This is a genomic window from Deferribacter thermophilus (assembly GCF_049472675.1).
Classification (GTDB): domain Bacteria; phylum Chrysiogenota; class Deferribacteres; order Deferribacterales; family Deferribacteraceae; genus Deferribacter; species Deferribacter thermophilus.
In genome coordinates this window covers 119,332-132,483 of record NZ_JAPNXM010000001.1, presented here as the reverse complement: position 1 = coordinate 132,483, position 13,152 = coordinate 119,332, and the positions used below count along the sequence as shown (strand labels likewise).

Here is a 13,152-nt window from a genome sequence, read left to right as displayed (position 1 = left end):
ATTTTTCTCCTACTTAAAATATACCAAACATTTCATCAGTTAGAAATAAATCATAAACATCTATCTGCTTATCATCATTTAAAGCATCCAAAAAATTTACCACCGATTCAGCTAAAATCTCTGGCTTATAGCCACCTTCTAAAGATATAAGTAAATGCCCTTCACAAAATTTATTGCTCAAATATTTCAAAGCATACCCTAATTTTCTATAAAGTTCTGTCGTAAAATTCAAGTCCCCAATCATATCTTCTTTATGCCCATCAAAACCAGCAGATACAAGTAAAATTTCAGGTTCAAATTTATAAAATATTGGAACCACTTTTTCTAAAAAAACCTTGCCAAACTCATTGTCATCCGCTTCTGGCTTAAGGGGTATATTTAAAGTATAACCCTTCCCTAACCCCTTACCTGTTTCAAAATACCTACCTGTGCCTGGGAACAAAAAAGTTGGGTGTTCATGGATACTTACATAATACACAGTATTATCTTCATAAAAAATATTTTGTGTACCATTACCATGATGCACATCAAAATCAAAAATCAAAATCTTTTCTAATCCATGGTATTTCTGGATATATCTTGCCGTTATTGCAATATTATTAAAAAAACAAAAGCCTAATGCTTTATTTTTATCCGCATGATGTCCTGGAGGTCTTGCTGCCACAAATATTTTTTTAGGTTCGTTACTCATAATATAATCAGCAGCAAATAAATGAGCATAAACAGCTTTTAATGCCACATCAAAAGAATCTTCACATATAGAGTTATCTTTATGTTGAAAAAAAGTTTCTGACTTTACACTTGATTTAAATTCCTGGATATAACTTTTAGAATGAACCAATCCTAAAAGCTCTTCACTGTATTCTTTAAAAACAGGTTTTATAATATTACTTTTTAATTCAGAATTTTTAATACTTTCAATTAATGCTTTTAATCTATATGATGACTCAGGATGCCCTTTAAATGTTTTATGCTTCAAAAATACTTCATCATAAACAATCTTAACCAATAATCTATTCCCTACAGCTTAATAATAGCTTTTGTAGGACATACCTCTTCACATTTTCCACAGTTTATACATTTTTCTGCATGAATATAAGCTAAATTATTTTCAACAGTTATTGCATCTGCAGGACAATTTTTTGCACATAATCTACAACCAATACACCCCACACTACACACTTTCTTTGTTTCAACACCCTTATCTTTTGATGAGCAAGAAACTATAAATCTTTTTTCAACATCAATCAGCTCAATTAAATTTCTAGGACAAGCTTTTACACACAAGCCACATGCAGTGCATTTTTTTTCATCCACAACAGGGATACCATTATCTCCCATTTTAAGAGCGTCAAAATTACAAGCCTTTACACAACTTCCCCCACCAACACAACCATATATACACCCTTTATTACCTCCACCTAACAAGACAATTGCGTGACAATCAGCAGGGCCATAATACTCATATTTTGGAGGACATTTTTCTTTATCTCCATGGCATTTAATCTTTGCCACTTTTCTAACTGAGGTATCAACTTCTAACCCTAATAATTTACCAATCTTTTCTGCAAGTTCAGCACCACCAACTGGGCAGGCGTTTGCAGGAGCATCACCTTTAACAATAGCTTCAGCCAAAGCAGAGCATCCAGGGTAGCCACATCCACCACAATTTGCCCCAGGTAAAATCTCATTTACTTCTTCTATTCTAGGATCTTTTTCAACAGAAAACTTCTTTGAAGCAGCATACAAACCAAATCCCGCTACAAAACTTGATAAACCAACAACTACTACAGCTTCTATCATCTAAAACCCCATAATTAAATTTTTACAAGTCCAGAAAACCCTAAAAATGCTAAAGCTAAAATCCCTGCAGTTATAAAAGCTATAGGTACCCCTCTAAAAAAATAAGGGATATTTGAAAGCTCAATTCTTTCCCTGATACCAGCAAAAAGAACAAGAGCCAATCCAAAACCTATGGACGAGCCCACAGTAAAAACTAACATTTCTAAAAAGTTAAATTTAAATTGAATATTTAAAATAGCTGCACCTAAAATCGCACAATTAGTTGTAATTAATGGCAAAAATATTCCAAGACTCTTATAAAGTGCAGGAGATGTTTTTTCTATCACCATCTCAACAAACTGTACTAAAGAAGCAATAACAAGAATGAAAACTATAGTTTGTAAATACTCTAATTTTAGAGGATTCAAAACTGCATATTGCAATATCCAGGTGATAATCCCAGCAATTGTCATAACAAATGTAACTGCAAAAGACATACCGATAGCAGTATCCAGTTTTTTAGAAACACCAAAAAATGGGCATATCCCTAAAAATCTACTCAATACAAAGTTGTTTACCAAAACAGCACTTATAAAAATAAGTATCAACTCTTTCATACCAATCCCCTAATTTTACTCATTTACAGTGCAACATTCTTCTTTAACCTTATCTCTATCTTCAATCCAGTTTATAATAAACAATAAAAATCCAAGTGCTAAAAATGCTCCTGGAGGTAAAATCATAACAATAGCAGGACTAAAATTATCCCCAAGAATATTTACACCAAGTATTGAGCCAGCGCCTAACAACTCCCTAACAGATCCCAATACAAATAGAGCAAAAGTAAAACCAAGACCAGAAGCAATCCCATCTATTAAAGAATCAATTATACTGTTTTTTGATGCAAAGCTCTCAGCTCTACCTAAAATCAAGCAGTTTACAACTATCAAAGGGATAAAAAGACCAAGACTTTTGTGTAAACTGTGAGCATAAGCATTCATAACTAAATCTATCACTGTAACAAAACTTGCAATAACTACAATAAAAGCAGGAATTCTAACTTTTGAAGGGATAAAACTTTTAAGTAATGAAACTACAATATTTGAACAAATCAAAACAGCAGTAGTAGCCAACCCCATACCAATCCCATTTTCAGCTGAAGTAGTAACTGCAAGGGCAGGACACATCCCTAGCACCTGTTTAAAAACCGCATTATTTTTCCAAAAACCATCTTTAAATATCTGGAGCTTCATTTGCTGCCCCCTTCAATTACATTTGTGATTACAAAATCTAAGCCATTTTTAACAGCCTCAGCTACAGCTCTTGGGCTAATTGTTGCTCCACTAAACTGGTCAATCACACCACCATCTTTTTTAACAGCAATTTTATCTTTTATTGTTAAGCCTTTAAATTCATCTTTAAACCACTTTTCCTCTATTTTTGAGCCAAGACCAGGAGTTTCTGCATGTCGCAATATTTCAACCCCTGTAATTTTTCCATCAGTTGAAACACCAAGCAAAACTGCTATACTCCCCCCATACCCCTTTTCAGATACTGATTGAATAGCATAACCAACTATTTTCCCATCTTTTTTAGCAACATAAACTGTTTTATCTTTAGCTTTTATAGTGTCTTTGTCAGGCTCATTATTATATTCAGGTAAAACAACCTTTAATGCTCTCAAAAGCTCCAATCTATACTCATACTCAATTTTATCTTTAGTTAAAGTATACACCGAAGCAAGAACCAAAGCAGATACAGCCCCAATTATTGTCAGAACAACAAACATTTTATAATTATTATCGTTACCCTTACTCACTTTCAACCTCACCAAAACTTTTTGGTCTTATATAATAATCTATTAGAGGAACTGTAGCGTTCATTAACAATATGGCGAAAGATACCCCTTCTGGATAACCACCAAAAAGCCTAATAACAGCAGTTAAAATACCACAACCAGCACCAAAAATAAGTTGTCCTCTCTTTGTAACTGGGCTTGTCACCATATCAGTAGCCATAAAAAATGCACCAAGCATCAAGCCACCAGAAAAAAGATGAGCAATAGGATCCAATGTTTTTTCTGGAGCAAAAAACCAATAAGGAACAACTATAATTAAAAATGCAACAATATAACTTAAAGGGATATGCCAAGAAATAATCCTTTTATATAGTAAAAATAATCCACCTATTATTATTGCCAGTGCTGATATTTCTCCTAATGATCCACCAACATTTCCTAAAAACAAACTAGAAGTATTAGCAAGATTTTCTGAAACTATTTTACCATAAGTCAATACCTCTGTTTTAGAAGCACCAAGAGGTGTAGCTGTACTAACCGCATCAAAAATAAAACTCTTTGTAATAGGATTAGGTTTTATCCAGTTTGTCATCTGTGCAGGCCAAGAAATGAGTAGAAAAACTCTCGCAACTAAAGCTGGGTTAAAAGGGTTTTGTCCAAGCCCACCAAACACCTGTTTCCCAATTATGATTGCAACAAAACTACCTACACAAATTAACCACCAAGGACTATTTGGAGGTAAATTCATAGCAAGAAGTATAGCGGTTACAAGAGCAGAATTATCATTTAGACTGACAGGTCTTTTAGAAATCTTCTGAAAAAGGTATTCAAAACCGAGTGTAAAAATTATTGTGAGAAGATATGTTTTAATAGCATAAAAACCAAAATAGTAAATAGATACACCCATTGCAGGAATAAGTGCATAAATGACATAGAGCATTACTTTGTCTGTTCTTAAATCATCTCTTTCATGTGGTGAAAAAGTAACTAATAACTTATTTCCCTGCATTTTTCTTCTGCCTCATTATATTCATTATTTCTCTTTTTGCTGTTTTAAAATATCCAACAAGAGGTCTTCTTGATGGACATACATAGCTACAACAACCACACTCAATACAATTTAATACATGCCATTCATTTAGCCTTTCATACATCTCATTTAAGGCAAATTGCTCCATTATAGCAGGAACAAGCCCCATTGGACATGCCTCTACACATCTGCCACATCTTATACAGTTATGCATATTAAGATTTGGCAAGTCTGAATCTCTATAAAGAATAATCCCACTAGTACCTTTCATAACAGGGGTATTTAAATCAAAAAGAGAAAAACCCATCATTGGCCCACCCATAACAACCTTTTTAATCTCACCAATAGGGCCACCACAAAACTCTATTAACTTAGACACAGGGACACCAATAGGTACCAATAAATTTTTAGGTTCTTTAACAGCGCCTGTAACAGTAACCACTCTTTCAATCAAAGGTTTTTTAAATTCTATAGCTTCGTATATCGATAAAGCAGTACCAACATTGTGAACAATAACACCAACTTCTAAAGGCAATTTCCCTTCAGGAACTACTCTATTTACAGTCGCTTTTATAAGCTGTTTTTCACCACCTTGTGGATATTTTACTTCAAGAGGGATTAATTCAAAATCATACTTATTTTCAAACTTTCTAAAAGATTCTATTGCGTCTGGCTTATTTTCTTCTATCCCAAATACAAGATTATCTATTTCTAATTCTTTCTGTATTATCTTAGCACCTTTTATTATCTCTTCAGTTCTTTCCACCATCAACCTGTGATCGCAGGTTAGATAAGGCTCACACTCTGCACCATTTATGATTAAATAATCAATCTTTCTTGGAGGAGATAATTTTACATGAGAAGGAAATGTTGCACCACCAAGTCCAACAATCCCTGCTGATAAAACATTTTCTTGAAATTTATCCGCTAATTCAATTGGGGTAAACTCTTCAGTAACTTCAGTTACTTTTATAACTACAGCAGGGATAGAACCCATAATAGGGTGAGGAACATTTTGTATATTTATAACTTCGCCTGTGACAGAAGAATGAATATTTGAGCTAACAAAACCTTTCGATTTTCCTATCAAATCACCACGCTTTACCACATCTTTCTTTTTAACTACAGCTTCAGCTGGAGCACCTATATGTTGAGATAAAGGGATAGCAACCTCATCACCAACATTTACTCTATATCTCTCAATACTCTTATTTGCTGTTTTTTCTTTATTGTACATTGGATGAATACCACCACGAAATCCATAATACGGCATAGCTCACCCTTATCTATCTATTTTTATACACTCAACTATAATATCAGTTTCTTTCAAAAGCTCATCAGCTAATTCATCGTTATAATATTCTTCAAAAACTATCCTTTTAATCCCTGCATTTATAATCATTTTTGTACAAATAGAACAAGGCTTGGCATTTGTATAAATAGTAGCACCCTTTATTGTAACCCCATGATAAGCAGCTTGTATAATTGCATTTTGTTCTGCATGCAATCCTCTACAAAGCTCATGTCTCTGACCTGAGGGGACATTTAGCTTTTTTCTTAAACAACCAGTTTCACTACAATGAGTAATCCCTCTTGGCACGCCATTATAACCTGTAGCCAAAATCTGCCTATCTTTCACAATAACTGCACCTACCTGCCTTCTCAAGCAGGTAGATCTACTTTTAACGACATTAACAATTTCTAAAAAATATTTATCCCAATCAGGTCTCAATACAATACACCTTTGTATAATGGATATTTATTGCACAATTTAATAACTTTTTCTTTTACTGTATTTATAACATTTTCATTGTTTATGTTATATAGGACTTCAGCAATATAGTTTCCAATATCTTCCATTGCATCCTCTTTCATACCTCGAGTAGTTACAGCTGGAGTACCAATTCTAATACCACTTGTGATAAACGGACTTCTTGTCTCAAAAGGGATAGTATTTTTATTTACAGTTATATTAGCTTTTCCAAGCGCTTCTTCTGCATCTTTACCTGTAATATCTTTATCAGTTAAATCAACAAGCATCAAATGATTATCAGTACCACCTGACACAAGTCTAAACCCTTTATTTTTAAGAGTTTCAGCCAAAGCTTTTGCATTTTTCACAATCTGCTTCTGATACTCTTTAAATTCGTCACTCATTGCCTCTTTTAAAGCTACAGCTTTAGCTGCGATAACATGCATTAATGGGCCACCTTGTGTCCCAGGGAAAATCATAGAATTAACCTTTTTAGCATACTCCTCTTTACAAAGGATTAAACCACCTCTTGGTCCTCTCAATGTTTTATGAGTTGTTGTTGTTACAAAATCAGCATAAGGGACAGGGTTTGGATGAACCCCTGCAGCAACAAGCCCAGCAATATGAGCCATATCAACCATCACATAAGCCCCAACTTTATCTGCAATCTCCCTAAATTTAGCAAAATCTATAACTCTCGGATATGCGCTTGCTCCAACAACAATCATCTTTGGTTTGTGCTCTAAAGCCAGTCTTTCCACTTCATCAAAATCAATAGTTTCTGTATCTTTATTTACACCATAAGGTACAACATTAAAAAATTTACCAGAAAAATTTACTGGACTACCATGTGTTAGGTGCCCACCATGAGATAAATTCATACCTAAAATAGTATCTCCAGGTTGCAAAACTGAAAAATAGACAGCCATATTGGCCTGACTACCAGAGTGTGGTTGAACATTGGCATGTTCTGCACCAAAAAGCTCTTTTGCCCTATCTATAGCAAGCTGCTCAGCAATATCTACAAACTCACAACCACCATAATACCTTTTACCAGGATACCCTTCTGCATATTTATTGGTCATTATAGAACCCTGTGCTTCTAACACTGCTTTTGAAACAAAATTCTCACTTGCAATCAACTCTATATGAGTCTCCTGCCTGTTTAACTCTTTCATCAAAGCATCATACACTTGTGGGTCAATATTTTTTACAGCTTCATATAAACTCATTTATCCCCCCTAAGATATTCTTCCCAAAACTTTTTCGCTAATTCATCCAATTTATTAATTCTTCTTTCATGCCTTCCACCCTCAAAATCGGTTGTCAGCCATGTTTCCACAATATCTTTAGCGAGCTCTACCCCAATTATTCTACCACCTAAAGCTAAAAGGTTTGAATTGTTATGTAGTCTACTCATTTTTGCAGTATATGAGTCCCAACATAGTGCAGCTCTAATCCCAGGAAATCTATTAGCCGAGATAGAAATCCCAATACCTGTACCACACATAATAATCCCTTTTTCGACTTCTTTGTTCAAAATAGCCTTAACCACTTGGAAAGCATAATCAGGATAATCTACTGAAGTTTCATCTTTTGTTCCAAAATCTTTTACTTCGTATCCCCTACTAACCAGAAAATTTTTTATTTCCTCTTTAAGTCTAAAACCACCATGGTCGGAACCAAGTGCTACGATCTTTTCAGACATATAGTCCTCGTTTTATTTTTAATGAGTTGTTATTCTTTAATTTAAAAAAATTAATATGTCAATTTGTTTAAAAATTTCTTGGGACTTCTAACATTTTTTGAATAGATTTTAAAGCTTTTTTCCTGATTTCTTCATCAACAGTAATAACATATTGTTCTTTTATTAAAGCATCATATACTTTTCTTAATGTCGTTTTCTTCATATTTTTACATTGGAAACCTTTATATGCGAACACAAACTCTTTGTCAGGATTTTCTTTTCTTAATCTATAACCAACACCTTCTTCGGTTCCTATTATAAAACGCTTTTTGTCACTTTCTTTCACATATTTATATACACCTGAAGTTGAACATACATGATCAGCTATATCAATAACATCTGGTGGACATTCAGGATGAACTACAACCACAGCATCCGGATACTTTTCTTTAAGCTCAAGTATCTCCTTTTTAGTTACCCTATTATGAATTGGACAAAACCCTTCCCATAAGATAATCTCTTTATCAACAAACCTTGAGACATAATGACCTAAATTCTTATCTGGCACAAAAATAACTCTATCTGAATCTAAAGATTTAACAACATTTATAGCATTTGCTGATGTACAACATATATCACTTTCAGCTTTAACTTCTGCAGAAGAATTTACATAGCAAACAACAGGGACACCCGGATATTTCTTTTTCATCTCCCTTAACCCTTCTGCAGTCACCATATCAGCCATTGGACAACCAGCCTCTATTTCAGGTAATAAAACCTTTTTATCAGGTGATAAAATGTATGCAGTTTCTGCCATAAAATGTACACCACAAAAAACAATAGTCTTATTTTTTACTTTGGATGCCTCAATACTAAGCCCTAAAGAATCACCTGTAAAATCTGCAATCTCTTGAATGTCATCAATTTGGTAATTGTGAGCTAACAAAACAGCATCTTTTTCTTTAAGTAATTTTCTAATTTCTTTTTTAATATCCATTTTTACCCCTCTACTACTTTAAATATTTTTTCAAACTTATCTACCTTTTGTGTTTTTTCATCTATACTAAAAAACAGTGCATTAAACACCAATTTCCCTTTATTTTCAACATCATATTTTTGCGGAATGCCTGTTAAAAACCTTTTTAATGGAGCTTCTTTTTTCATACCTATAACAGAATCCAAAGCACCACACATCCCAACATCAGTAATATACAAAGTCCCTTGCGGTAAGATTCTATCATCGTTTGTCTGAACATGTGTATGAGTACCCACTACAACAGCTGCTCTACCATCAACATATAATCCAAAAGCAGATTTTTCACTGGTTGCCTCAGCGTGAAAATCTACTATAATCACAGTATCTTTAACTTTCTTATATATTTCATCAAATTTCTTAAAAGGGCAGTCAACAGGTGGCATAAAGACTCTACCAATCAAGTTTAATATTGTCACCTCAGTGGATCCAACAACTACAGTTATATAGCCATTTCCAGGGGTTTCATCTGGATAATTTGCTGGTTTTATAAGATATTCATATTTATTTAAGTCAGGGATTATCTCTTTTTTATCCCAAATGTGATTACCACTGGTTATTATATCAGCACCTTTACTTTTCAGCTCTTTATAAATTTTATCATTTATTCCAAAACCACCAGCAGAATTTTCACCATTAACAATTACTAAATCTAAACCGTATTTATATTTAATTTCATCGATAAAGCGGGCAAAAACTCTTCTGCCCGCTCTACCTACTATGTCTCCAACAAATAATATATTCATATCATTTACTTAGCATACTCTACAGCTCTAGATTCTCTAATAACTACAACTTTTATCATACCTGGATATGTCAATTCTTCCTCTATTTTCTTACTGATCTCTCTAGATAAAGGCACTATTTCCGCATCATCTATTTTATCTGGCTCTACAATTATTCTCACTTCTCTACCTGCCTGTATTGCAAAACTTTTTTGAACACCTTCAAAAGAAGATGCAATCTCCTCTAGTTTTTCAAGTCTTTTGATGTAGGATTCTAAAACTTCCCTTCTAGCTCCAGGCCTTGAAGCTGATATTGCATCTGCTGCTTGAATTAAAACAGATTCAACAAACTTAAATTCTTCTTCACCATGGTGAGATAATATTGCATTAATAACCATTGGGTGCTCATTATATTTTTTGGCTATTTCAACCCCAATCTCAGTATGAGAACCTTCACTTTCCTGGTCTATTGCTTTTCCAATATCGTGAAGCAAACCTGCTCTTTTGGCTAACTTTTCATCCAAACCAAGCTCAGCAGCCATAATGCCAGCTATTTTTGCCACTTCAATAGAGTGTGCCAGTACATTCTGCCCATAACTTGTTCTATATTTTAACCTACCGATCAGTTTTAATAGATCAGGGTGTATATTGTGCAGTCCAAGATTAAAAGCAGTCTCTTCACCAACTTCTAAAATATATTTTTCAAGCTCAGCCTTACTCTTTTCATAAGCTTCTTCAATTCTAGCAGGGTGAATCCTACCATCAGATATCAGCTTTTCCAAAGTTAACTTAGCTATTTCTCTTCTAAAAGGGTCATAAGATGATAAAATGACTGCTTCAGGTGTATCATCTACAATAATATCAACACCAGTAATACTCTCAAATGTTCTTATATTTCTACCTTCCCTACCTATGATTCTACCCTTCATCTCATCGTTTGGTAAGCTAACAACAGATACAGCAACTTCTCCAATATACTCAGGGGCACATCTTTGAATAGCTGTCGCAATTATACTTTGAGCTTTTTTCTCAGCCATATGCTTAGTTTCTTCTTCCAACTCTTTTAAAGTCCTTGCAGCATCCTTTTTAGCTTCAGCCACCATTTCATTTATAAGCATCTCTTTTGCTTCATCTCTTGTCATCCCAGCTACTTTTTCTACCTCAGTTAATAACTTCATTTTTAACTGTTCTACCTCATCCATTTGAGATTTTAAATTACTTAGCTTTTCCTCAAGCTCCTGCTCCCTTTTAGAAATCAACTCCTCTTTCTTATCGACAAGCTCCAGCTTCTTGTCAATATTTTCTTCCTTCGAAATTAAGCGTTTTTCTTGCAATTGTAATTCTTTTCTTTTCTCTTTAACCTCTTTTTCAAGCTCCTGTTTCCCTTTGAAAATAATATCTTTTGCTTCTAACTTTGCTTCTTTAACTATTTCATCAGCTTCCCTTTTAGCCCTACTAATGATCTCCTCTGCTGTTTTATTTAATCTGATATTTTCAGTTTCACTTTTCTTCTTTTGAATTATTATCCCTAATAATAAGCCAATTATCAGACCTGCAATAGCTAGTAAAATATTCAACCAAATCATCAATTACCTCCTATTTCTCTTTTTTCTGTTAACACAAAATCAAGTTTCACATCATGTGATTCCACTGGGAGTTTTTCAACAACTTGAAAATCGTATGCAAAACCTATCAATACTTTTGCATAAATACTTTTTAAAAATCTGTCATAATAACCTTTTCCATACCCCAAACGATAACAGTTGTTATCAAACACTACACCTGGTACCACCACTACATCAAAATTATCTACGCTACTCACCCTTTTAGGCTCCCTGATACCATATTTTCCTGGTACCAAGTCCTTAAAACCCTCAAAACAACCAACTGTTAATCTTTCTTTATATACAACTGGCAAAAAAACTTCTTTACCATTATCTTTTAGATATTCAATCAGTTTAATAGTTCTAACTTCATTATTGAAACTTAAATACAATAAGTAACTATTATAATTACTAAAATTTCTTATAAACTTTTCTGTAATTGTAGCACTAGCTTTTTCTATAAAAAATTCATCAAGTTCATTTCTCAATTTTTTATATTTTTCCCTTAACTCATTTTTCTTCATAAATTTCTTTTCCCCATAGCTTAATTAGCCTGTCATAAATCTTAGCTTCAAATCCAATTTTAGATGGTTTATAAAAAACTTTTTTCTCTGGCATATAACTCTGCTTGACAAAATCTCCATAATCAAAAGGGTACTTATAATCTTTACTGTTATTTTTTAAATGATCTGGCGGTAGTGGATTATGTTTTTCAAGATATTCGTTACATTTTTTTAGAGCTAAATAAGACTTATTGCTCTTAGGGATGGATGCTAAGTAAGTGATAACATGAGCTAGAATTATTTCTCCCTCAGGCATACCCACTTTTTCAAATGCCTCATAGCCAGCATTAACTACACTCAAAGCAGTTGGCACAGCATTTCCTATATCTTCAGAAGCTGATATTAAAAGACGCCTAAAAATTATCTTTGGATCGACCCCATTTTTGACTAATCTCAAAGCCCACAATAATGCTGCATCTGGATCGCTACCGCGAATGCTTTTAATCATAGCTGATAACAAATGGTAATAATTATCTGTGTTAAAAGTTATATCAAAAGGTAGAAGTGTAATATCCTCTGAGCTAATCAAGAGCTTGTTATCAACCTTTTTTGAGATTTTAGCTAAAGAATCAATCATAATATAAAATTTCCTAACATCGGCATTTGACGCATCAATTAACAAATCTTTCAAGTCATCATCAAAAACTACATCTTCAACATTATACTCGGTCTTGAGCCAACCTATTGCTCTTAAAAATAGTTTTTTAAAATCATCTCTTTTAGGTTTTTTCATTTCAAATAATAAACTTCTAGATCTTAAAGGAGGGATAAGGTTATAAAATGGGTTTTCTGTTGAGGCACCAATTAATTTGACATACCCATCATCAATAATGTTTAATAAAAGGTTTTGCTGAGATTTGTTAAAATGATGAATTTCATCAATAAAAACTATTGAGGTTTTCCCATACCCTTTTGTTTCTTCAACAATTTTTTTAATATCAGCTGTGCCACTATTTGCAGCATGCAAACGATAGAAAATCATTGAATGTTGTCTGCCAATCAATCTCGCTAAAGTGGTTTTTCCAATTCCTGGAGGCCCAATTAGTATAATTGACTGAAAATCACCACTAATTACAATATTTTTGAATAAAGCTCTACTGTCTAATAGATGTTCCTGTCCAACAACTTCATCAAATGTTTTAGGTTCTAAAGCCTCTAATATTTTCATCTGCTATAC

The 13,152-nt window shown here is 33.5% G+C and carries 15 protein-coding genes; all 15 read right to left on the bottom strand.

The window, feature by feature from the left end; translation table 11 throughout:
• Positions 1 to 13: 13 nt before the first annotated feature.
• Entirely contained in the window at positions 14 to 1,009 is a 996-nt protein-coding gene (locus OWM07_RS00655; protein WP_423301741.1) for a histone deacetylase family protein, read from the bottom strand.
• An 11-nt stretch (positions 1,010 to 1,020) separates the two neighbouring features.
• A complete protein-coding gene (locus OWM07_RS00650; RefSeq protein ID WP_423301740.1) occupies positions 1,021 to 1,803 on the bottom strand; it encodes an RnfABCDGE type electron transport complex subunit B in 783 nt (260 codons plus the stop codon).
• Positions 1,804 to 1,817: 14 nt separating this feature from the next.
• Complete coding sequence (gene rsxA / locus OWM07_RS00645; protein ID WP_423301739.1) at positions 1,818 to 2,399, bottom strand: electron transport complex subunit RsxA; 582 nt, start codon at positions 2,397 to 2,399, stop codon at positions 1,818 to 1,820.
• A 15-nt stretch (positions 2,400 to 2,414) separates the two neighbouring features.
• On the bottom strand, positions 2,415 to 3,035 hold the full coding sequence (gene rsxE / locus OWM07_RS00640; RefSeq protein WP_423301738.1) for an electron transport complex subunit RsxE: 621 nt from the start codon (positions 3,033 to 3,035) through the stop codon (positions 2,415 to 2,417).
• Positions 3,032 to 3,601, bottom strand: a complete 570-nt coding sequence (locus OWM07_RS00635) for an RnfABCDGE type electron transport complex subunit G (protein WP_423301737.1) — start codon at positions 3,599 to 3,601, stop codon at positions 3,032 to 3,034. The genes rsxE and OWM07_RS00635 overlap by 4 nt, the downstream gene beginning before the upstream one ends.
• Positions 3,594 to 4,589, bottom strand: coding sequence for an RnfABCDGE type electron transport complex subunit D (locus OWM07_RS00630; RefSeq protein WP_423301736.1), 996 nt, complete (start codon positions 4,587 to 4,589; stop codon positions 3,594 to 3,596). The genes OWM07_RS00635 and OWM07_RS00630 overlap by 8 nt, the downstream gene beginning before the upstream one ends.
• Positions 4,576 to 5,883, bottom strand: coding sequence for an electron transport complex subunit RsxC (rsxC, locus tag OWM07_RS00625; RefSeq protein ID WP_423301735.1), 1,308 nt, complete (start codon positions 5,881 to 5,883; stop codon positions 4,576 to 4,578). The genes OWM07_RS00630 and rsxC overlap by 14 nt, the downstream gene beginning before the upstream one ends.
• Before the next feature lie 9 nt (positions 5,884 to 5,892).
• Entirely contained in the window at positions 5,893 to 6,342 is a 450-nt protein-coding gene (locus tag OWM07_RS00620; protein ID WP_423301734.1) for a deoxycytidylate deaminase, read from the bottom strand.
• Complete coding sequence (locus tag OWM07_RS00615) at positions 6,339 to 7,595, bottom strand: serine hydroxymethyltransferase (protein WP_423301733.1); 1,257 nt, start codon at positions 7,593 to 7,595, stop codon at positions 6,339 to 6,341. Before OWM07_RS00615 ends, OWM07_RS00620 begins: the two co-directional genes overlap by 4 nt.
• On the bottom strand, positions 7,592 to 8,071 hold the full coding sequence (gene rpiB, locus OWM07_RS00610; RefSeq protein WP_423301732.1) for a ribose 5-phosphate isomerase B: 480 nt from the start codon (positions 8,069 to 8,071) through the stop codon (positions 7,592 to 7,594). The genes OWM07_RS00615 and rpiB overlap by 4 nt, the downstream gene beginning before the upstream one ends.
• Positions 8,072 to 8,138: 67 nt before the next feature.
• The gene (nadA, locus tag OWM07_RS00605; RefSeq protein ID WP_423301731.1) at positions 8,139 to 9,047 is read right to left on the bottom strand and encodes a quinolinate synthase NadA; all 909 of its coding nucleotides are present in this window, start codon (positions 9,045 to 9,047) and stop codon (positions 8,139 to 8,141) included.
• 2 nt (positions 9,048 to 9,049) lie between these two features.
• Positions 9,050 to 9,829, bottom strand: a complete 780-nt coding sequence (locus tag OWM07_RS00600) for a TIGR00282 family metallophosphoesterase (protein WP_423301730.1) — start codon at positions 9,827 to 9,829, stop codon at positions 9,050 to 9,052.
• 5 nt (positions 9,830 to 9,834) lie between these two features.
• Positions 9,835 to 11,394: a ribonuclease Y gene (rny, locus tag OWM07_RS00595; protein WP_423301729.1), complete on the bottom strand. Its 1,560-nt coding sequence runs from the start codon at positions 11,392 to 11,394 to the stop codon at positions 9,835 to 9,837.
• Positions 11,394 to 11,936, bottom strand: coding sequence for a 5-formyltetrahydrofolate cyclo-ligase (locus OWM07_RS00590; protein WP_423301728.1), 543 nt, complete (start codon positions 11,934 to 11,936; stop codon positions 11,394 to 11,396). The genes rny and OWM07_RS00590 overlap by 1 nt, the downstream gene beginning before the upstream one ends.
• Positions 11,923 to 13,143, bottom strand: coding sequence for an AAA family ATPase (locus OWM07_RS00585; RefSeq protein WP_423301727.1), 1,221 nt, complete (start codon positions 13,141 to 13,143; stop codon positions 11,923 to 11,925). The genes OWM07_RS00590 and OWM07_RS00585 overlap by 14 nt, the downstream gene beginning before the upstream one ends.
• Positions 13,144 to 13,152: the final 9 nt, after the last annotated feature.

What these genes read in the sequence shown, in the direction of transcription:
- rsxA (WP_423301739.1), bottom strand. Translation starts at nt 2,399, where the DNA reads ATGAAAGAGTTGATACTTATTTTTATAAGTGCTGTTTTGGTAAACAAC.
- OWM07_RS00615 (WP_423301733.1), bottom strand. Translation starts at nt 7,595, where the DNA reads ATGAGTTTATATGAAGCTGTAAAAAATATTGACCCACAAGTGTATGAT.
- rpiB (WP_423301732.1), bottom strand. Translation starts at nt 8,071, where the DNA reads ATGTCTGAAAAGATCGTAGCACTTGGTTCCGACCATGGTGGTTTTAGA.
- OWM07_RS00590 (WP_423301728.1), bottom strand. Translation starts at nt 11,936, where the DNA reads ATGAAGAAAAATGAGTTAAGGGAAAAATATAAAAAATTGAGAAATGAA.
- OWM07_RS00600 (WP_423301730.1), bottom strand. Translation starts at nt 9,829, where the DNA reads ATGAATATATTATTTGTTGGAGACATAGTAGGTAGAGCGGGCAGAAGA.
- OWM07_RS00585 (WP_423301727.1), bottom strand. Translation starts at nt 13,143, where the DNA reads ATGAAAATATTAGAGGCTTTAGAACCTAAAACATTTGATGAAGTTGTT.
- rsxE (WP_423301738.1), bottom strand. Translation starts at nt 3,035, where the DNA reads ATGAAGCTCCAGATATTTAAAGATGGTTTTTGGAAAAATAATGCGGTT.
- OWM07_RS00630 (WP_423301736.1), bottom strand. Translation starts at nt 4,589, where the DNA reads ATGCAGGGAAATAAGTTATTAGTTACTTTTTCACCACATGAAAGAGAT.
- rsxC (WP_423301735.1), bottom strand. Translation starts at nt 5,883, where the DNA reads ATGCCGTATTATGGATTTCGTGGTGGTATTCATCCAATGTACAATAAA.
- OWM07_RS00650 (WP_423301740.1), bottom strand. Translation starts at nt 1,803, where the DNA reads ATGATAGAAGCTGTAGTAGTTGTTGGTTTATCAAGTTTTGTAGCGGGA.
- nadA (WP_423301731.1), bottom strand. Translation starts at nt 9,047, where the DNA reads ATGGATATTAAAAAAGAAATTAGAAAATTACTTAAAGAAAAAGATGCT.
- rny (WP_423301729.1), bottom strand. Translation starts at nt 11,394, where the DNA reads ATGATTTGGTTGAATATTTTACTAGCTATTGCAGGTCTGATAATTGGC.